18 protein-coding genes are annotated in these 18,946 nt (G+C 53.3%); 11 read left to right on the forward strand and 7 right to left on the reverse strand.

What is annotated here, in order from left to right:
• Positions 1-36 precede the first annotated feature (36 nt).
• The 3 genes from QMZ30_RS01390 to QMZ30_RS01400 all read right to left on the reverse strand — a co-directional run bounded on the left by QMZ30_RS01390 (position 37) and on the right by QMZ30_RS01400 (position 4,976).
• Complete coding sequence (locus QMZ30_RS01390; protein WP_283226056.1) at positions 37-1,008, reverse strand: ParB family protein; 972 nt, start codon at positions 1,006-1,008, stop codon at positions 37-39.
• A 7-nt stretch (positions 1,009-1,015) separates the two neighbouring features.
• Complete coding sequence (locus tag QMZ30_RS01395) at positions 1,016-2,215, reverse strand: AAA family ATPase (RefSeq protein WP_283226057.1); 1,200 nt, start codon at positions 2,213-2,215, stop codon at positions 1,016-1,018.
• Positions 2,216-4,046: 1,831 nt separating this feature from the next.
• Complete coding sequence (locus tag QMZ30_RS01400) at positions 4,047-4,976, reverse strand: RepB family plasmid replication initiator protein (RefSeq protein ID WP_039330228.1); 930 nt, start codon at positions 4,974-4,976, stop codon at positions 4,047-4,049.
• 478 nt (positions 4,977-5,454) lie between these two features.
• Between QMZ30_RS01400 and QMZ30_RS01405 the strand changes: the two genes are divergently transcribed.
• The 4 genes from QMZ30_RS01405 to QMZ30_RS01420 all read left to right on the forward strand — a co-directional run bounded on the left by QMZ30_RS01405 (position 5,455) and on the right by QMZ30_RS01420 (position 10,282).
• Positions 5,455-6,831, forward strand: a complete 1,377-nt coding sequence (locus QMZ30_RS01405; protein WP_283226058.1) for an aldehyde dehydrogenase family protein — start codon at positions 5,455-5,457, stop codon at positions 6,829-6,831.
• Positions 6,832-7,000: 169 nt separating this feature from the next.
• Entirely contained in the window at positions 7,001-8,275 is a 1,275-nt protein-coding gene (locus QMZ30_RS01410; RefSeq protein ID WP_283226059.1) for a nucleoside permease, read from the forward strand.
• Positions 8,276-8,286: 11 nt separating this feature from the next.
• Positions 8,287-9,315 carry an ADP-ribosylglycohydrolase family protein gene (locus tag QMZ30_RS01415; RefSeq protein ID WP_283226060.1) on the forward strand — a complete coding sequence of 343 codons (1,029 nt, stop codon included), beginning with the start codon at positions 8,287-8,289 and terminating at the stop codon, positions 9,313-9,315.
• On the forward strand, positions 9,302-10,282 hold the full coding sequence (locus QMZ30_RS01420; protein ID WP_283226061.1) for a PfkB family carbohydrate kinase: 981 nt from the start codon (positions 9,302-9,304) through the stop codon (positions 10,280-10,282). Before QMZ30_RS01415 ends, QMZ30_RS01420 begins: the two co-directional genes overlap by 14 nt.
• Here the strand turns inward: QMZ30_RS01420 and QMZ30_RS01425 are convergent.
• Entirely contained in the window at positions 10,269-11,009 is a 741-nt protein-coding gene (locus tag QMZ30_RS01425; RefSeq protein ID WP_283226062.1) for a GntR family transcriptional regulator, read from the reverse strand. The two genes, QMZ30_RS01420 and QMZ30_RS01425, sit on opposite strands and share 14 nt — an antisense overlap.
• 127 nt (positions 11,010-11,136) lie before the next feature.
• Positions 11,137-11,322, reverse strand: coding sequence for a tautomerase family protein (locus QMZ30_RS01430; protein ID WP_039330238.1), 186 nt, complete (start codon positions 11,320-11,322; stop codon positions 11,137-11,139).
• Between the two features lie 190 nt (positions 11,323-11,512).
• Here QMZ30_RS01430 and QMZ30_RS01435 point away from each other — a divergent pair, with 190 nt between their 5' ends.
• Genes QMZ30_RS01435 through QMZ30_RS01450 form a run of 4 tightly spaced genes read left to right on the forward strand, consistent with a single transcriptional unit; the run spans position 11,513 to position 16,150 of the window.
• The gene (locus QMZ30_RS01435) at positions 11,513-13,039 is read left to right on the forward strand and encodes an ABC transporter substrate-binding protein (RefSeq protein WP_283226063.1); all 1,527 of its coding nucleotides are present in this window, start codon (positions 11,513-11,515) and stop codon (positions 13,037-13,039) included.
• Positions 13,039-13,974: an ABC transporter permease gene (locus tag QMZ30_RS01440; RefSeq protein WP_283226064.1), complete on the forward strand. Its 936-nt coding sequence runs from the start codon at positions 13,039-13,041 to the stop codon at positions 13,972-13,974. The genes QMZ30_RS01435 and QMZ30_RS01440 overlap by 1 nt, the downstream gene beginning before the upstream one ends.
• Positions 13,971-14,753, forward strand: a complete 783-nt coding sequence (locus QMZ30_RS01445) for an ABC transporter permease (RefSeq protein ID WP_283226065.1) — start codon at positions 13,971-13,973, stop codon at positions 14,751-14,753. Before QMZ30_RS01440 ends, QMZ30_RS01445 begins: the two co-directional genes overlap by 4 nt.
• The gene (locus QMZ30_RS01450) at positions 14,750-16,150 is read left to right on the forward strand and encodes an ABC transporter ATP-binding protein (RefSeq protein ID WP_283226066.1); all 1,401 of its coding nucleotides are present in this window, start codon (positions 14,750-14,752) and stop codon (positions 16,148-16,150) included. Before QMZ30_RS01445 ends, QMZ30_RS01450 begins: the two co-directional genes overlap by 4 nt.
• On the opposite strand, the gene QMZ30_RS01455 is transcribed toward QMZ30_RS01450, so the two are convergent.
• The gene (locus tag QMZ30_RS01455) at positions 16,147-16,668 is read right to left on the reverse strand and encodes a GNAT family N-acetyltransferase (RefSeq protein ID WP_283226067.1); all 522 of its coding nucleotides are present in this window, start codon (positions 16,666-16,668) and stop codon (positions 16,147-16,149) included. The two genes, QMZ30_RS01450 and QMZ30_RS01455, sit on opposite strands and share 4 nt — an antisense overlap.
• An 88-nt stretch (positions 16,669-16,756) precedes the next feature.
• Complete coding sequence (locus QMZ30_RS01460) at positions 16,757-17,305, reverse strand: helix-turn-helix domain-containing protein (protein ID WP_283226068.1); 549 nt, start codon at positions 17,303-17,305, stop codon at positions 16,757-16,759.
• Positions 17,306-17,407: 102 nt separating this feature from the next.
• On the opposite strand from QMZ30_RS01460, the gene QMZ30_RS01465 reads away from it, so the two are divergent.
• The 3 genes from QMZ30_RS01465 (at position 17,408) to QMZ30_RS01475 (ending at position 18,936) form a co-directional block, all read left to right on the forward strand.
• The gene (locus tag QMZ30_RS01465) at positions 17,408-18,082 is read left to right on the forward strand and encodes an AzlC family ABC transporter permease (protein WP_283226069.1); all 675 of its coding nucleotides are present in this window, start codon (positions 17,408-17,410) and stop codon (positions 18,080-18,082) included.
• Positions 18,072-18,392, forward strand: a complete 321-nt coding sequence (locus tag QMZ30_RS01470) for an AzlD domain-containing protein (protein WP_283226070.1) — start codon at positions 18,072-18,074, stop codon at positions 18,390-18,392. The genes QMZ30_RS01465 and QMZ30_RS01470 overlap by 11 nt, the downstream gene beginning before the upstream one ends.
• A 73-nt stretch (positions 18,393-18,465) precedes the next feature.
• The gene (locus QMZ30_RS01475) at positions 18,466-18,936 is read left to right on the forward strand and encodes a GNAT family N-acetyltransferase (protein ID WP_283226071.1); all 471 of its coding nucleotides are present in this window, start codon (positions 18,466-18,468) and stop codon (positions 18,934-18,936) included.
• Positions 18,937-18,946 lie beyond the last annotated feature (10 nt).

Here is an 18,946-nt window from a genome sequence, read left to right on the forward strand (position 1 = left end):
AGGACGAAAAAAAACCGCCCTGAGGCGGCATTTCGATTATTGATTAAGGTACTTGCTGAGTGTTTCGTTGATCACCCTATCCAACTCTTCCTGCAACTCTTTCGACTGACGGTTAAACTCGTAACTGAACATGCGGCCACGCGTCTTCTTACGTGCGTAACGGTCTTTGTCCGCGAAAGTCCACAATGGCGTGGCCACCACTTTATCTTTGGCGGGAGACTGAATCAGCGTCTGGCTACCATTGCGCACCAGACGTAAAATACCGTTTTTCACTTCATCTTCAGCCAGACCATCACGCGCGCAAACAGAATCAACATCCATACCGATGGTATCAATCAAAGCATCGACTGTCTGGCCCGTTTCCTGCAACTTCTCGTAAGCCTGCAGCAGCGTTTTATAATCGGGATAGGTCAACTCAGAGTGATTGGGGAAGAGTGTGACCAACTCCAGCGGAACGCTGGCGGCTTGCAGGGCGCGCGTCACCTTGGCCTGTGAGAGCCCTTCACTCTGTGCGATATCTTTCTGTGAAAGGCCGCTCTCTTTGAGCGACAACAAGCGCATGCCCACTTCACGCAGATTATGTTCACGAGCCGTCTGAATATCCTGCGCCAAACGACGCGCCTCGTCAGCAGAGATAGCCACTTCAGTAACCAGCACATCCAAGCCGGTTTTGCAGTGCAGTGCGGCTGCACGGCGGCGTGAACCGTCAAGAATCTCTATACGGTCGCCACGCAGAACACCGATGGCGGGGAAAAACTGCTGCAATTTGATAGTGCGAATAATATCGCGTAGCGATTCAGGCGTCAGGCCGGACTGATCGCGGCCATTGGTCTCCATCACCACATAGGTTTTTTCTTCAATTTCTTTCGCCGCAATGTGCTCAAGCGTGAAGAGGGCACGTTTACCGGTCGAGAGGATAAACGTCTGAGAATGGCCTTCTGAAGCATCCTCAGTTTGCAAAGGTGTTTGGCTGAAGGTTCGGCCAATCGTGATTCGTTTTGCGCTCATAGTAACCTCAGTTCAGGCGGATAAATTCAATGCGATCAAACACGGCTTTAGCGAAATCTTCCGCAGCCGAACGGGCATTCTTCAAGGCTTCGGTGCTGCCCACGTAGGTGGATGGGTTAGCGGAAATGACCGTATCAAACGACTCTCCGCAGCGCTCAAATCCATCCAGACGGGGTAATGCGGCATCCAACATGTCGCCACCAAAGATCTCCTTCGCCAGGCTGTGACACAGCTTGTGGTCGGCTTTATTGGAGAGCTTAGACATAAAACCAATATTGCCCTGCAAGCGGCAGGTTGCGCCCGATTCCTCAATAATGCCAATCAGCTCTGGTAAACGAGTCAAATACTTCAGAGTAGAGTGGAAATCCACTTGTGCAGGTGGAACCGGCGTCATTAACAGATCAGAAGCGGCAATCGCGTTCTTAAGGAAGGCATCCAGATGCGGACCACTGTCGATGAAAATGAAGTCATAATCTTTCTTCAGTTTGGCCACAACGTTCTCATACAACACGGCATGGACGTTCTGATCGGGTAAATGCTCGCTGCAAAGCTCTTCCCAACGGGACGCAATGAACGCATCGTCAATGGAAGCAGGCAGGACATCCACGCCAGGGATGATTGACGGAACAATAAATTCGTTCAGCAACTCCTCACGCTCGACATTTTGTAGCATCGCCTGAGCAGCGGTCGCTTCTACCAGCCCAACCGAGCGTTCGTGATTAAGGAACATGGTGGCGGAAGACTGTGGATCGAGGTCGATAACCAGAATTCGCAAGTCTTCATAGAGCAGATGCGGGTGGGCTCGCAAAGCATGAGCCAGCGACACGGTCGATACCGTTTTGGACACGCCGCCTTTCAAGTTACCCACAAATAGCGTGAACGCATCCTGATGGCGATCGCGATACTTAGGCACACCACGGTGATGGTAGATATCGATGATGTTTTGAATCGACATCGCATACTTGGTTGAACTGCCTGCCGCGCGCTTGTCGAACGGATATCCGTTTTCTTCCATCTCATTTACAGCGTAATCAACGCTCGCACGCGTTAATTTTGGCAATTTGGCTAACGCCGCTTTTGCGTAAACCTGATAAAACGTATTTTCCTGCAACTCTTCTTTCTGTGCCTGAATTTGTTCTGTCAGGCTCATCAGCATCTTTTCTGAACGTTGTGCGACCTTCAGAACTTGCTTCTCATCATTAGCCATACTTGCTCCACACATGTAGGATTTATGACTTTATACCGAAATCCTGCACATGAGGCAAATCTATCTCATTTGATGAGGAACATTTAGTGTTGAGAAAATACGTTAGGTAAGAGCGAGTTAATGCAAACGTTCACTGTAATCAGTGAATGCATTTTAGCCAGACTATTGTAATTGATGAAATTGTGATCTCCCTCAGCTTTAGAACAGGTAGCATACATTCACTGTAATCAGCAGTTCGGTATTAAGGGGATGAGAAGATAGCCCGTTAAGAAGAGCAGGGCATTGCGGTTGAAATCGTGCATGCATTCACTGTGATCTGCACAACATTCACTATAACCAGTAAACATTCACTGTAATCTGTGTAAGGTTCACTGTAATCAGTAGTCAGATGAGAAAGATTCACTGTAATCAGTAAATGACTGTTGGCGTGACTTCACAGAGCCATCGAATGCAATTCGTTAGTCCCCCACATTAACCTCAAACGTTCACTGTAATCAGTAAGTATCCCGCATCCTATGTTCATCGCGAGAGGTGAAACATTCACTGTAATCTGTGAACACCCAACATTTTCATCCATCCTGAGATATAAACATTCACTGTAATCAGCAAAGCGGATACATACCCGTTGATTGGAGATTCGTTGTCATCAGTCAGTCCGTACACTTCATATTCGAGTGTTCACTGTAATCAGTAACTCAAATCAATCGTCATATAAAACGTTCACTGTAATCAGTACTCATTGAACGCAGCGCATTCTGTTCTTGGCTAGTGATGGATACACCTTCCGCAAACATTCACTGTAATCAGTAAAAATCCCACTCTGCAGGCGAGTAAAACATTCACTGTAATCAGCACAGGCACTGCCTGATGCTTAGCTGGCAGCGCGTGGTCGCTTACAAAAGCTCGTCCATCCGGATGAGTTAACAACCACAACAGCGTTCACTGTAATCAGTAAATCTCAGCGTCATAGCCACTGAATCTGGCTCTCACAAGTGAGTGTGTTTTGTGTGAGTAAACCAGATATTGCGTTGAAGCATTCACTGTAATCAGTAAGCTGATATGCGTTTCATCCTCACCACACAGAAACACATGGGCAGCAGACATTCACTGTAATCAGTAGAAAGCGGTTACTCCCGTTGCAACAACCATTCACTGTAATCAGTAAAATGACTTACCCAGCACCACTGTAATGATCAGATTCAGTAGCCGGAGGAGGGGAGGGAGACCGAAGATTCACTGTAATCAGTGACAGCGTGACGTCCGCAAAGATCGTGATAAATACGTCGATGGAGGGTGGTGTAAAACGTTCACTGTAATCGGTACAAGGTTCTTACATTCACTGTAATCAGCTTAGATGACGAACCCTGTCACTTTTACTGTTTACTTTTACAGGTCATTTACTGATTACAGTGAACGTAATAAGAAAGACTAATTAAAATCAATATAAACAATAAGTTGAACAAAAACGTTCACTGTAGTCAGCACACCGCACTTTCAAGGGATTCACTGTAATCAGTAGACTGATATCGAACCCTGTATGTTCACTGTAATCAGCAATCCACCTTACATGGAAATCCTAAGAGGGTGGAATAGCCACCTGGTAAGTACTTACTATCATGAATAGCTTTATAAATAGGCAAGCCATAGATGGACAGCTTTGCAGTGCGTTACGGGATAAGCGCGCTCTACTGTTTACAGTGAATGTTACTGATTACAGTGAATGAGGAAGGCAGTGCTGATTACAGTGAACATAATGAAGAGAGCGAGTGTCACTTTTGCTCATAAAGTGACACTGCCACAGAGGACGTTCCGATTACAGTGAACGCGAAAATCAGTCTTCGAATTCGATTTCATCGAGAGAGTCGATGCTCTCAAGATTGCTCATTCCATCAAGTTTTGGCGTGCGGCTGTGGATGATGAAGAACACCGAACGACCGCGTTTAACTTCTGAGTAATCCAGATAGCCAATCTCTTTTAGCTGCTCCATCGCGCGTCTGACGACGTGGTTTTGCGTCGTAGTCTTAGAACCCAAATTTAAACGCATGCGTAAACGCGCTAGCGAGATAGGCGCCGGATTCGTCGGCAAACTTTCCAGATAGGTGTAGAGTGCCTGGGCCGACTCCTTGCGTTTCAGCCGGGAAATAGCTCGCAGCTGCAACAGAACCTTGTGGTCAAAGTTATACAGCTCAAACAGCTTAGGATCGGCCTGGATACGTACCAGATCCTTTTCGCGATCGTAATACGCCGATTGCACAAGGTGGGTGTGGTACGCTTTGCCATTACCTTCAAAGGACAAGGTGTTGGTCGCGATGCGTCGTAAAGAAGCATCTAACCGCTTCCGCAGCGCCGCAGATGAGTTAGCCGAAGGGATCCCGCACATTTTTACGAAATCGATAAACGGCAGCGTGACGGTATCGCCCTTTGAGGGATAGCGTGAGAATGACTGAATAATGCCAGCCCAGGTTTTGAAATCATTATCCATATCCAGCCTCGCGCCGGTAATGGTAATCTTTTCATAACCTTCCGACTTAACCAGTGAGAGGTTCTTAAGCTCTTTGGTGGCGTCTGTTGAGGCCATCGCACCCGACTTGCCGCGTGCGGTAGATTTCAAGGTAGGAACGAACAGTCCCAGGCGCATCAAAGCGACCGGTTGTACGGTGTTATTTTTATTAGGGTGGAGCTGGATAACTTCACCGCTATTTTTTGTCACCGACAGAAAAGGTTCTAGTAACGCTTTGTTTTCACTCTCTTTATCTGCCATAGCCTGAGGTCTTCATTCTGTGGATGAAAAGGATCGATTTCTGATTACAGTGAACATTAACACTGTTTATAGTGAACATTCTACAGTCTATAGTGAATATTGTACTGACTACAGTGGGCGTTTATCTGATTATAGTGAACGCGATCACCTTCTCAGGCCTTGTGTGGTGCGGCTTGCGACGATCGGGGATCTCTTAGGATCTCTTTAAGATCTCTCTATGATCTTTAATAGAGATCTATTCACTGTATAACTGCATAACCCTATGATGAATCGACATCTGTGGGTCGAAACTGTCAAAACATGCCGCTTTTGAAAGCCACCCTCACTAACACAGATAAACATAAGTTCTCCGCGAGAAAGAACGTGCTGATTCATTCAAGATGAACAACTTCCTCATTATTATTCATTTTTCATCAACCTTTGGCAGGCGTAAGGTGAAATCCAACACGACCCTATTAAACATTTAGGAAGGCATCTTATGACTGACAACGTCATCTCGCGTAATCCCACAACGGGCGAAATCATCGCAACCTATCCATTGCAGAGTGCAGCTGAGTTAGAAACTGCACTGCAACAAAGTGCTGCAGCATTCGCACAGTGGCGCGCAACGACTATGGAGCAGCGCGTTATCGTGTTGCGTCAGTTAGCAGAGCAAATTCGCCAGCGTCAGGATCAGCTCGCGAAAACCGCGACTCTCGAAATGGGTAAACCTATCGCGCAAGCGCGCGCAGAAGTGCTGAAGTGCGCAAACTTGTGTGACTGGTATGCAGAACATGGCCCAGCCATACTGGCAGACAAGCCTTCGCTGGTGGAGAATCAGCAAGCCTGGCAATCTTTCCGTCCTTTAGGCGTCATCCTTGCCGTGATGCCATGGAACTTTCCTTACTGGCAGGTTCTGCGCGGTGCAGTCAGCATGCTGCTGGCGGGCAACACCTATGTGCTGAAGCATGCACCGAGCGTAATGGGCTCCGCGCACCTGATGACAGAACTGTTTGATGCGACTGATCTGCCCAAAGGTGGCTTCACGGTGATCAACGTGGATAACGACGGTGTGTCACAAGCTATCAAAGATCCCCGGATCGCTGCCGTAGCCGTCACCGGAAGCGTAAGAGCGGGTGGGGCAATTGCGGCACAAGCGGGTGCTGTTCTGAAGAAAACCGTGCTTGAACTTGGCGGCGCCGATCCGTTTATTGTGCTGGCGGATGCCGATCTGGACGCAGCAGTGGCGTCAGCGGTCGTAGGACGCTACCAGAACACCGGACAGGTCTGTATGGCTGCCAAACGGTTCATCATTGAAGAGAGTGTCGCAGAAGCGTTTGAGGCGCGTTTCAGCGCTGCGGTTCAGGCACTGAAGATCGGCGATCCTCTGAACGAAGAGACTTTTATTGGCCCAATGGCACGTTACGATCTGCGTGACGAGTTAGATAGCCAAGTCCAGGAAACCATTAAACAAGGTGCCCGACTGGTTCTTGGCGGTCATAAGATCGAGGGTGAGGGTAACTATTACGCGCCCACGATCCTTGCCGATGTGACGCCGGAGATGACCGCGTTCCAGCAGGAGATCTTTGGTCCTGTTGCGGCAATCACTGTCGCTCGTGATGCGCAACATGCGTTAGAACTGGCAAACAACAGCGAATTTGGCTTGAGTGCCACCGTGTGGACCGCAAACGAAAGCGTTGCCAATGACCTGGCGGAAAAACTGGAAACCGGTGCGGTATTTATTAACGGTAACGGTGCATCCGATCCACGTGTGGCAATCGGTGGAGTGAAGAAAAGTGGTTATGGCCGTGAGCTGTCCAGCTTCGGCGTTCATGAATTCTGTAACATCCAGACCGTCTGGAAAAACCGCCGCTAACCCCTTCTGGGCGCGAACCTCGCGCCCATTTCCTCAGCATTGCTACTCTTCAACTGTAAATCCCCCGTTAAAATTGTTGTGGGGCAGCTCAAAAAATCCGCCAATGGTATTATAAAGGTATTGTTAGTGGTGCTAGATTGGCCTCACCTACACCGGGGAGTCCCTTTTAATGAAAACAACAATCCCAAAATTATCGTTCATGATGTTTCTCGAGTGGTTTATCTGGGGAGCATGGTTTGTACCACTCTGGGCCTTTCTCAGCAAAAACGGCTTCTCGCCGGTTGAGATCGCCTGGTGCTACGCCTGTACCTCGATTGCCGCCATCCTGTCACCGATCCTGGTCGGATCGCTGGCAGACCGTTTCTTCCAGGCACAAAAGGTACTGTCGTTACTGATGATCGTCGGCTCAGTTCTGATGTACTTTGCCGCTCAGCAAACCCACTTCAGTGGCTTCTTCCCGCTGCTATTGTTGTATGCGCTCACTTACATGCCAACCATTGCGTTGACTAACAGTATCGCCTTTTCACACGTGGGTGATGTAGAGCGAGACTACCCACGAGTACGCGTGATGGGGACGTTAGGCTGGATAGCTTCAGGCATCGCCTGCGGTTTCTTACCTCCTCTGATGGGCTTTGGCGATATCTCCGCCAGTAACGTTCCGCTGCTGATCACTGCGGCCAGTTCGCTGGTACTAGGGATCTTTGCCTTGACGCTGCCCGCCACTGAACCCAAAAGCACCGGAAAATTCAGCCTGCGCGTGGCGCTGGGGCTTGATGCGCTGCATCTGTTAAAAGATCGTAGCTTCCTGGTGTTCTTTGTCTGTTCCTTCCTGTTCAGCATGCCGCTGGCGTTTTACTACATCTTCGCTGAAGGTTATTTGACGGAAGTGGGCTTACCCCATGCCACCGGCTGGATGACACTTGGCCAGGTATCCGAAATCTTCTTCCTGCTGGCTCTGCCGTTCTTCATCAAACGCTACGGCATCGGCAAAGTCCTGTTACTCGGCTTAACCACAGCGGCTTTACGCTACATCTTCTTCGTGTTTGGCGGCGATCAAAACATGTTGACCATGGGCATGCTGTTTATGGGCATCCTGTTGCACGGCGTCAGCTACGACTTCTACTTCATCACCGCCTACATCTACGTCGATAAAAAAGCGCCTGTTGCCATGCGCAATGCCGCTCAGGGCTTGATCACGCTCGCCTGTCAGGGGATTGGTAGCTTGCTGGGCTATCGCCTGGGAGGCTATCTGATGCAGGAGATGTTCGCTTATGACCAACCGCGCAACGGACAGACGTTTAACTGGGCGGGTATGTGGATGTTTGGCAGCGTGATGATCATCATTATCACTGTCGCCTTCATCGTACTGTTCCGTGACGGTAAAAAACGCAGTGACGAATTAACCTCGTTTGAGCAATCAACCACCGCTGATAGCCATAAATAAGAGAAGCAATGATGACGATGACACTCCAGGAAAAACGGATTTTAGGCGCGTTTTACGGTCAGGCGCTGGGCGATGCCATGGGTATGCCCTCAGAATTGTGGCCGCGCAGCCGTGTTAAGCAGCACTTTGGCTGGATTGATCGCTTCCTGCCGGGGCCAGCAGAAAACAATGCCGCCTGTTATTTCGGTCAGGCGGCCTTTACGGATGATACGTCGATGGCACTGGCGCTGGCCGATGCCATCATGACCCATCACGGTGAAATCGACGCGGAAACCATTGGCGCTAATATTTTGCGTTGGGCAGAAGACTTTGATGCCTTCAATAAAAACGTGCTTGGGCCAACCTCAAAGATCGCGCTCAATGCATTGAAAAACGGTATCCCTGTGGCTCAGTTGGAAAACAACGGCATGACCAATGGTGCGGCAATGCGCGTTTCACCACTTGGCTGCCTGCTGCCCGCGCGTGACCTCAGTGCCTTTACTGATGCCGTCGCACTGGCATCCAGTCCCACGCACAAATCTGACGTTGCCATCGCTGGGGCGACGGTGGTTGCCTGGGCGGTTTCTCGTGCCGTCGATGGGGCCACCTGGACAACGATCCGCGATGAGCTGCCATCGATTGCGCGCGCAGCACAGGAAAAACGCGTCACCACCTTTAGCGCATCCATGGCTGCGCGTCTTGAGTTAGCCCTGTCTGTGGTGGCGCAGGGACGGGGTGTGGAATCGACTATGCAACAGATATACGACCTGGTCGGCACGGGAACCAGCACCATCGAATCCGTGCCCGCTGCTATTGCCATGGTTGAACTCGCTGGCACTGACCCCAATCGCTGCGCGATCCTCTGCGCCAATTTGGGGGGCGATACCGATACCATTGGCGCGATGGCGGTGGCGATCTGTGGTGCGCTTCACGGCATCGACGGCATCGACGCCGATCTCAAAGTACAACTGGATGCGGCGAACGCGCTGGATTTCACGCGCTACAGCAGCGCCTTTACCCGTTTTCGCCAGCAGCGTGAGGCCGCTTATGCTAACGCCTGATGACCTGAATCGGTTGCAAGCGCGTTTGCCGGTGTGCGTGATTGGGGCTGCCGTCGTTGATGTGATTGCCGATGCCTATTCCTTACCCCATCGGGGCAGTGACATTGAACTCCACCAGCAGGGCGTCAATGTGGGAGGGTGCGCACTGAATGTGGCGATCGCACTGCATCGGCTCGGGATCCCAGCATTCAACGCACTGCCGCTGGGTAACGGGACCTGGGCCAGCATTGTGCGGCAAAAGCTGAAGGAGTATGGCATTGAAAGCGTACTGGAAGCCCCTAAAGGCGATAACGGCTGGTGCCTGGCGCTGGTGGAGCCGGACGGTGAGCGCACGTTTCTCTCCGTCAGTGGCGTGGAAAATCTGTGGGATGCGGAACTGCTGAGGGCGGTGCCGCAGCCGAAAGATCGCTGGATCTATCTTTCGGGTTATCAGCTCACCAGTAAAAGCGGCAATGTCCTGATCGATTGGCTTGAGCAGCAGGAGCAAAGCTATCAGCTGCTGGTGGACTTCGGGCCGCGCCTGGCGGATATCGGCGATGCGCAATTTGACCGCATCATGGGGCGAAAACCACTGATTACAGTGAACAGACAAGAAGCGGAATTGCTGTGGCGTGAGCGTTTGAACCAGGCTGAACCCTTTGATGCCAGACAGTTAATGGCGCAATGGCAATCGCAGTTTGGTGGCGCGATAGTGGTGCGTCTGGACAGTGAAGGCGCGGGTTTTGCCGATGCACATGCCCAGGGGTGGGTGCCCGCGCTGGTCACGAAAGTGGTCGATACCATCGGCGCGGGCGACAGCCATGCCGGGGCACTGCTGGCAGGGTTAGCTTCAGGCTGGTCGCTGGCGGAGAGTGTTGCGCTGGGCAATGCCGTGGCTTCTTATGTGGTTTCGCAGCGCGGGGGGGATTGCGCGCCGGATCGCGATGCGTTGCAGACTTACTGGCGGCAAAAAATCACTCAGCAATAAACACGTACATATCACTGCGGCAGTAGCTGATACTGTATTCCAGCGGATTGCCTTGCGCGTCGAGTGCCAGTTGCTTAATCACCAGCACCGGCACATTGTCGGGCAGGGCAATTTGCATTTTAAGGGCTTCATCAGGCATGCGGGCACTCACTCTGCTTTGCGACTTAACCGGAAGAATTTGCTGTTTGTTGAAGTAGTCATACAACGAAATCCCAATCTCATCGGCGTCTGCGATAAAGCGCGCAGGCACCCAAGACTCTTCCACCGAAACCGCTTGCTGATCGACATAGCGAATGCGTTTGAGCTGGTAAACATCACTGCCTTTATCTAATCCCAGCTTCTCACCAATCTCCGCACTGCACTGAATTTTACTTTTGTTAATCCAGACGGTATCTGGCTTTTTACCGCGTAGGACAGCCTGCTGCGACAAGCCTTTTGGCTCTTTCAGCGAATATTCAAACTGGCTGCAGATCTGCGTGCCGTAACCGCGAGAGCGAAATACCACACCCTCCTTCTCCAACTCATCCATGGCTTTGCGCACGGTAATACGTGAGATGTTGAGCGACTGACTGAAATCGCGCTCGCTGGGCAGAATCTCTTCATTCACCAGCGTGCCATCGCGCACCGCATCTTTGATTGCCACAGCAAAACGCTTATACAGCGGTGTACGGCTCTCTTCCGCCAGCGTGTGGGTGAGTCGCGAAAACAGGGAAGCGTGATCGGTCATAGCAGACAGTGACACTCAATGAGGTAGGCAATCGGTGGGGTTATGATACTGAATTTTCACCCCATTGAAGTAGTGCATTCTGTTGTAGCGGCGGCCTTTTGGCCGCCTGTGATATCGTACCTTTCACTCAGCGCTCATCAAACGGTACGCCACCTTTAGCTTTATGATGTTTTGGCGTTTCAATGATCGACACCGTCACGGAGTTGGCATCAATTTCAAACGATTCCGCCACGGCGACGGTCACCGCTTTTAGCAACTTCTTCTTCTGCTCAACTGTGCGGCCTTCCGCAGCATAAACAACGATTTCTGGCATATCCGTGTCTCCTTTGAGGGTTCAGATTCAGGTTTCAGCATAACCCAGCCAGGGCCGCTCACGCAGCGACAATTTGTCATAACCTCTCTCAAACCGTTTATCCCTGCAGGGGATCTGTGTTTAAATGTGTATTGTTATGTTATAACGTAAACACTCTGGGTTTTTAACGTGTAATTTTTCGGAAATCATAATGAAATCAATGAAAAAATTGCTGATCGCTACGGCGCTCGGCGTGGCTTCGTGCGCCTCATTGGCGGCGCCCCATCAGGAAAACACGGTGCGCATTGCCGCTCCGTTTGAGATTAAAGGCGCAGATCCGGCGTTGTCGGGCGACATCCTTTTACGTATGGATGTGGTCGAAACGCTGGTGGAAGTGGATGCACACGCTGAGCCAATCCCCGCGTTGGCTGCGAGCTGGCAGGTATCCGATGACGGATTGCACTGGCAATTTGTGTTGCGCGATAACGTGCGCTTTCATGATGGCTCACCGTTGAATGCGCAAGCCGTAGTGAAATCACTGAATGCCGCACGCAGCAAAGAGGGCTTATTAGATAAAACGCCAATCAGTGATATCAGCGGGGAGGGGCAGGTGGTGACTATCAGGCTGCGTGAGCCGTTCACCCCGTTACTCTCGGTATTGGCGGAGAGCCGTTCGCAAATTCTGGCGTTATCCAGTTGGGATCAGCAGGGCAACATCACGCAAATTATCGGCTCAGGTCCCTTTATGCTGATGGCCTTCCAGCCGCCGCAGTCGCTGGCGGTAAAACGTTTTGAAGATTACTGGGGCAAAAAACCGCAGATCGCGGCTGCCAGTTATCTCTCATCCGGACGTGCAGAAACGCGTGCACTGTTGGCGGACAGTTGCGATGCCGATTACGTTTTCAATCTCGATGCAGCCAGTCGTCAGCGGCTGGCGCGTAAGCCTGGGCTGCAAATACCCGCGATTCCTGTTCCCCGCACGTTGATGTTGAAACTCAATCTTGGCGACCCACTGTTGGCCGAACTTCCCGTGCGCGAGGCGATCAGCATGGCCATCGATCGTAACGCAATGGCAATGGCGGTGTTGCGTTACCCTGGAGCTGCCACACAACTGTTTCCACAGAATATGGGGGAGTGGCACAACGCGGCATTGCAACCGTTGCAGTATCAACCCGAACGGGCGGCGCAACGTTTAAAAGAAGCGGGCTGGCAAGCAGGTTCTGATGGTGTTTTAACGCGCAACGGGCAGCGTCTGAGCGTCACGTTACTGACGTTCCCGGATCGCCCCGAACTGCCATTAATGGCCATGGTCATCCAGCAGCAGCTGCGCAAAGTCGGCATCGAAGTAAAGATCAACTCGACCAATGCCAGCGAAATCCCGGCTCAGCACCACAGCGGGCAACTGCAAATGGCGCTGTTCTCACGTAATTTTGCACTGACGCCTGACCCAACCGGCACATTGCTGCAGGATTATGCGGAAAACGGCGGTGACTGGGGCGCAATGAACTGGCATCCCACTGGCTTCAGTGCCGCACTCCACACGCTGACCCAATCAACGGATGCAGCCGCACGCGCACAGGCTCGCGCACTGATCACCACGGCGCTGCAACAGGATCTTCCGGTCATACCCATTGCCTGGTATCAGCAATCGGCAGCTATTAACAGCCAGCTAAAAGACGTCGCACTCGATCCCTTTGAGCGTCACTTTGGCCTGCGCAACATGCACTGGGAGCCGTGATGATCAAACAACTGAGCTGGCGACTGATGCAGGCGCTATTTGTAATGCTGTCGGTGGGATTGCTGACCTGGTTTCTGGTGCGGGCGCTGCCGGGCGATATGGCGTGGCGTATTGCCAGCGGACGCTACGGCTATGACCGGGTTGATGCCGATGCGGTGGCGCGTGTGCAGCAAGAGTTAAGCGGCGCAACCGATCACGCGAGTGCACTACTGCAGTGGCTATTCGAGCTGCTGCAATTCAATTTTGGTCGTTCTCTGGTTTCAGGTGAACCTGTAATGGATGAATTGCACTGGCAGCTAAGCCAGACACTGGCACTGGCGGGATGTTCGCTGCTGCTGTCGCTGATCCTCACGCTGCCATTGGGTATTTGGGCCGGCTGCCACGCCAATGGCAAGCTTGATCGTTTGCTGTTTTGGCTGACATCGCTGCTGAAATCCGTGCCGCATTTCGCCCTTGGCATGCTGCTGATTGTGGTGTTTGCGTTGCAACTGGATTGGCTGCCCAGCGCCGGACACGGCGAGCTGCGTCATTTCCTGCTGCCCGCGATGACGCTGGCGCTGTCGTTGACTGCCGTCGGTGTGCGCGTGGTGCGTGAGGCGACTTTGCAGGTGGTGAATGCTGATTATTATCGCTGGGGGGCGCAAAAAGGCTTACCGCCTGTCGCCTTGTTGCGTCGTCACGGATTACGCAATCTCGGCACGCCGGTCCTCACCTGGTTTGGCATGCAGTTTGTCTGGCTGGTTGAGGGCGTGGTGGTGGTGGAAACCCTGTTTGCCTGGCCGGGCATTGGGCATGCGCTGGTGCACGCCATCTTTGCCCGCGATGTGCCGGTAATCCAGGCCAGCGCGATGACACTTGGCTTACTGTTTGTTGGACTTAACATGCTGGTGGATGCAGGTTGCTACTGGCTCGATCCGCGAGGGACGCGCGCATGAAACTGAATTCACGCCGAACGGGCCTTTTGCTGTTAGCCCTGCTGCTGGCATACGCATTTCTCCTGCCGCTGTTTCACTTCGGGGATCCTTTGCAGCAGGAACTGTTGAATATGTTGCAGCCTCCCAGCTATGCCAATCTGTTGGGGTTCGACCTTCTTGGTCGCGACATGTTGCCGCGCTTAAGCGCTGCGTTGCGCCTTTCCCTTGGCCTTGCCGCATTGTGTGTGATCAGCGCTTTGATCACCGGCGTGCTGGCTGGCGTGCTGAGCGCGCTGTACGGCGGCATGCTGGACCGAGTGATCGGTATGCTGGCTGATATGTGTCTGGCGCTGCCTGGTTTGCTGCTGGTGCTATTGCTGGCCGCCATTGCGCCGGACTCACCGCAGATGCTGTGGCTGGGCATTTCATTGGTGCTGTGGGTGGAGTTCTTCCGCGTTACGCGGGCAACGCTGCGCCCCATCATCGAGGCGCCGGGCATGCAGGCTTCAAAACTGCTGGGCTTCTCGGCCTTTTATCGCTTCCGTCGTCATTTATGGCCCGCGCTGGCGCCGGTGTTACTGACGGTAGCGCTGTTCTCGTTCAGCAGCGCCATTATGGCCGTCTCCGCGCTGGGCTTCATCAGCGTCGGTGTGCGTCCGCCCACGCCCGAACTGGGTTTAATGATGACGGAACTGTTGCCGTTTGCCTGGGAAGCGCCGTGGTTGCTGCTCCAGCCGGTGATCGCGCTGTTCTTACTGCTGATTAGCCTCAATCTGATGATGAAAAAGGAACGCAAATGAAAGGATTACAGGCCATCGGGATTACGGTCATCGCAGACGAGGCCACGCTGGTGGATCCGGTGAATTTCACGCTGCAACCCGGTCAGCCGCTGACGTTACTTGGTGAAACGGGCTCGGGAAAAAGTCTGTTGGCACAGGCGGTGATGGGGATTTTGCCGCAGGGATTGCAAGCCAGCGGCACGTTGATCATTAACGGTCAGCACTATCATTTGCCGCAGGACGGTGCGGCGTTGCGTGGTTTGTGGGGGCGCACTCTCGCGTCACTGCCACAGGAACCCTGGCGGGCACTGGACCCCACGATGGTGATCCAGCAGCAGGTCGCTGAGGGCTATCGCTTCGTGCGGGGTCATTCAGACAATCGCAGCGAGGCTGCCGCGCAAGATGACCTTAAACAACTCGGTTTAGCAGCGTCAGCGCTCAAATACCCCTGGCAACTCTCTGGCGGTATGGCGCAGCGAGCGGCCTTTGCCGCCGCTCGCGCGGGCGGTGCGCAGATTTTAATCGCAGATGAACCCACCAAAGGGCTGGATGTGTCACGACGTGATGAAGTCTCTGCTTTATTGCGCCGTGAAGTGGCGGAGGGCGGCACGTTACTCACCATCACCCACGATATCGCGCTGGCACGTCAGCTGGACGGCGACATTATGGTGATGCACAAGGGTAAAGTGATTGAACAGGGCAGGGCACAGCATGTATTGCAGACGCCAGTTCAGCGCTACACGCGCGAGTTGCTGGCGGCTGATCCTGCCAACTGGCCCGCACGGCAACCCGCGGTGATTCGCAGCAAGCCGGTGGTTCAGGCTCAAGGCATCAGGCTGGAGCGTGGCGGTAAAGCGTTGGGCGTACCGGAAAATTTCACGCTGCATGCCGGTGAAATCGTCGGGTTACAGGGGGCGAGCGGCAGTGGTAAAAGCAGCTTTGGCGATGTGTTGCTGGGGTTATTAAAGCCGCAGCAAGGCACCATCACACGCCTCGCGTCCGCTGACGGGTTGAAGTATCAGAAGATCTATCAGGATCCCTCTGCGCTGTTTCCCCCTCTGCAAACGCTGGCGCAAAGTCTGGATGATGTTCTGCGACTGCACCGCATCGCCCGGCCGCGTAGAGATAAGCTGATGGAGCAACTGGCACTGGACGCCTCATTACTCGCACGTCTCCCCGATTCGCTTTCCGGCGGTGAGTTACAGCGTTTTTCGCTGTTACGCGTCATGCTGCTGGAGCCGGTGTTTTTGTTCGCCGATGAACCCACATCGCGGCTCGATCCGGTGGTACAGCAACAAACCTTGCAACTCATTATCGAGATGGCGCACGAGCAGCAGTGTGCGGTATTGCTGGTAAGCCACGATCGCGATTTGCTGGAAAAAAGCGCCCATCGCGTGCTGGCGATGCAGGCGGCTTAACGTTCAGGTGGCTGACTGTCTCCGGCACCTAATGAGCGTTGCATCACCACGGTGTCGAGCCAGCGGCCGTGTTTAAAACCCACGGACTTCATCACACCGGTGTGCTCAAAGCCGAGCGCCCGGTGCAATCCCAGCGATCCCTGATTGGCGCTATCACCGACGATAGCGATGATTTGGCGAAACCCCGCCGCTTCCGCTAGCGCAATGGCCTTCTGCAACAGCGCGCGGCCAATACCGCGTCCGGTTTGCTGTTGATCGAGATAAATTGAATCTTCCAGCGTAAAGCGATAGGCGTAGCGAGGGCGATAGGGCGCGAGATAGCAGTAACCCAGCACCTGCTGATTCTCTTGTGCCACCAGCCAGAATCCACCGCGCTGCTGTACATCCTTGATACGGTTTTCCATTTCACTTGCGCTGGGCGGCTCGGTTTCGAAGGTGGCGGTGCCATGAATCACATGCCAGGCATAGATTTTCTGAATGGCGGCGGCGTGATGTGGGCGAGCGGGAATAATGTCCATTTGTTCCTGATAATCATCATACGAAAAACACAGCATGCCACTGTGTTACGCGCCGATCATCGGGTTTAACGATAGGAAATTATTATGGCTAATTTTGTTCTGACAACTGCACCGCCATGGTGTCCGCTTCCAGCGCCTCAAAGATGTGCGGTTCGTCAGCCGGATAGCAAATATAGTCACCGGGATGCAGTTCAACAGGCGCATCCGTGGGTCCAACACGTGCGCGGCCACGCGCAATAATAATGTGCTCGACCGAACCCGGTGGGTGAGGATGCGATGCACGCGGCGCACCGGGCTGGCTGGTGATCAGATAAAGATCGCGGCGGCCGCCCGGCGGACAGCTGGCTAACAGCGCGGCCTGGTAATCCGCTAACTCTGCCGACACCATCATGCCCTCGCCGCGTCGGATTACCTGCAAACGTTTCACTTCTGGCTCCATCAGGCGCGCAAAAGGAATATTCAGCGCCACACACAGTGACCACAGGGTTTCGATGCTGGGATTGCCGTTGCCGGATTCAAGCTGTGACAGCGTTGATTTCGCGATCCCGGCACGACGAGCGACTTCCGTAAGTGACAGCCCGGCACGCTGGCGCTCACGCACTAAGCCGGCCGCAATAAGGTCAATCGGTGGTGTCACAGTTACTCCTGTTCTTTATATCGAACGTTTTGTTCATCTTGTAAAACATCCAAGGGGCGTTCATTATAACGACTTTCTTGTTCGATATGAGATCAAATTGTGATGCGTCTGGGTGCAGTTCCGCTTGATCGCGGCGTTTTAAAAGCGATTTTCCTTGTCTGTCTGGCCGATGGGATTGTCGGTCTCTCTTACGGTTCGCTGGCGGCGGCGGATGGCTTTCCACTGTGGGTGCCGATTGCACTCTCCACGCTGGTGCTGGCGGGCGCTTCAGAATTTCTGTTTATCGGTATTGTCGCCGGAGGAGGCAGCCCATTAACCGCAGCGGCGGCCGGTTTACTGGTCAACGCGCGCCATTTACCTTTTGGTATTGCCGTTAAAGATCTGGTCGGGCAGGGCGGTCGTCGCCTGTTAGGCTGCCACATCATGAATGATGAAAGCGTGGTGTTCGGCATTTCCCAAAAGAAAATCGGCCAGCGCCGTGCGGCTTACTGGATTTGTGGTTTAGGGATTTTTGCCATCTGGCCGCTGAGCGTGGTGTGCGGTGCAGTGATCGGGCGGTTTATTCCGGATGTTTCCGCCATTGGCCTCGACGCTGTGTTCCCGGCGATCCTGATTGCTCTGATTTTTCCTGCTTTGCGTCAGCGTCGTACGCGCATTCCGGCCACGCTGGGCACGGTGCTGTCCGTGTTAGTCACCCCCTTTGTACCAGCAGGTATGCCGGTGTTGTTCTCCTTACTCGGTTTGCTGAGCTGGCGGGAGCGTAAAAATGCACAATAACTTAGTGATTGCGGGTATCGCACTGCTGGCGGTGGGCACCTATGCGATGCGTTTTGCCGGTTACCGCCTGGGCAGCCGGATGCAGATGTCAGACAGCGTGCGCAACATGCTATCGGATGCGGCTACGGTGTTGTTGTTAGCGGTTGCCGTCACCACGGCACTGTTTGAAGGCAGTCACTTTGCCGGCGTGGCGCGTATTGCTGGCGTGCTGTTTGCCGTGTTCCTGGCGTGGCGTCGTACCCCGCTGATCCTGGTGATCATCGGCGCGGCAGTGATGACGGCTTTGCTACGCTACTTTGGGGTGCCGTGAGCAAAATCAACAAACGCGGCGCATCGATTTTGTTACTGTGAAGCATCCGGAAATCGCCTAAAGAGAAGGACATATGACCCCGCGCTTAGCACACCCTGACGAAGCCGCCGTACTTTGGCGCATCCGCAATCTTGCCATTCGCCATGGTTGCAAGTCGGTGTATCCCGCTGAGGTGATCACCGCGTGGACGCCCGATGCGTTACCTGCGGGGTACTTTGAAGCGATTAAAGGTAATCCGTTCTTCGTCATAGACGATCCTGAACATGGCGTGGCGGCTACAGGCTTTCTGGACCTCAAGAGCGGCAGCGTCGAGGCGATATTCACCTTGCCCGCGTGCAACGGTAAGGGCTACGCCAGTGCGATTATGACGGCGATTATCCACGAAGCGCGCCTGCGCGGTTTCAAACAATTGACGCTGGCTGCTACCCCGAATGCCAGCGGCTTTTACCTCCTCCACGGTTTCAGCACAGTGCGAGAAGCCTTATACCCCTCCGCGTTAGCCAAAGCCGATCTTCCCTGCGTCGAGATGATGCTGACACTATGATGAAGAGAGT

The sequence above is a fragment of the Pantoea sp. EA-12 genome, assembly GCF_030053355.1.
In the GTDB taxonomy this organism is placed as follows: Bacteria; Pseudomonadota; Gammaproteobacteria; order Enterobacterales; family Enterobacteriaceae; genus Pantoea; species Pantoea vagans_C.

Bases quoted from the DNA above. Each gene is read 5' to 3' on its own strand.
- QMZ30_RS01390 (WP_283226056.1), bottom strand. From the start codon at position 1,008: ATGAGCGCAAAACGAATCACGATTGGCCGAACCTTCAGCCAAACACCT.
- QMZ30_RS01395 (WP_283226057.1), bottom strand. From the start codon at position 2,215: ATGGCTAATGATGAGAAGCAAGTTCTGAAGGTCGCACAACGTTCAGAA.
- QMZ30_RS01400 (WP_039330228.1), bottom strand. From the start codon at position 4,976: ATGGCAGATAAAGAGAGTGAAAACAAAGCGTTACTAGAACCTTTTCTG.
- QMZ30_RS01405 (WP_283226058.1), top strand. From the start codon at position 5,455: ATGACTGACAACGTCATCTCGCGTAATCCCACAACGGGCGAAATCATC.
- QMZ30_RS01410 (WP_283226059.1), top strand. From the start codon at position 7,001: ATGAAAACAACAATCCCAAAATTATCGTTCATGATGTTTCTCGAGTGG.
- QMZ30_RS01415 (WP_283226060.1), top strand. From the start codon at position 8,287: ATGACGATGACACTCCAGGAAAAACGGATTTTAGGCGCGTTTTACGGT.
- QMZ30_RS01420 (WP_283226061.1), top strand. From the start codon at position 9,302: ATGCTAACGCCTGATGACCTGAATCGGTTGCAAGCGCGTTTGCCGGTG.
- QMZ30_RS01425 (WP_283226062.1), bottom strand. From the start codon at position 11,009: ATGACCGATCACGCTTCCCTGTTTTCGCGACTCACCCACACGCTGGCG.
- QMZ30_RS01430 (WP_039330238.1), bottom strand. From the start codon at position 11,322: ATGCCAGAAATCGTTGTTTATGCTGCGGAAGGCCGCACAGTTGAGCAG.
- QMZ30_RS01435 (WP_283226063.1), top strand. From the start codon at position 11,513: ATGAAATCAATGAAAAAATTGCTGATCGCTACGGCGCTCGGCGTGGCT.
- QMZ30_RS01440 (WP_283226064.1), top strand. From the start codon at position 13,039: ATGATCAAACAACTGAGCTGGCGACTGATGCAGGCGCTATTTGTAATG.
- QMZ30_RS01445 (WP_283226065.1), top strand. From the start codon at position 13,971: ATGAAACTGAATTCACGCCGAACGGGCCTTTTGCTGTTAGCCCTGCTG.
- QMZ30_RS01450 (WP_283226066.1), top strand. From the start codon at position 14,750: ATGAAAGGATTACAGGCCATCGGGATTACGGTCATCGCAGACGAGGCC.
- QMZ30_RS01455 (WP_283226067.1), bottom strand. From the start codon at position 16,668: ATGGACATTATTCCCGCTCGCCCACATCACGCCGCCGCCATTCAGAAA.
- QMZ30_RS01465 (WP_283226069.1), top strand. From the start codon at position 17,408: ATGCGTCTGGGTGCAGTTCCGCTTGATCGCGGCGTTTTAAAAGCGATT.
- QMZ30_RS01470 (WP_283226070.1), top strand. From the start codon at position 18,072: ATGCACAATAACTTAGTGATTGCGGGTATCGCACTGCTGGCGGTGGGC.
- QMZ30_RS01475 (WP_283226071.1), top strand. From the start codon at position 18,466: ATGACCCCGCGCTTAGCACACCCTGACGAAGCCGCCGTACTTTGGCGC.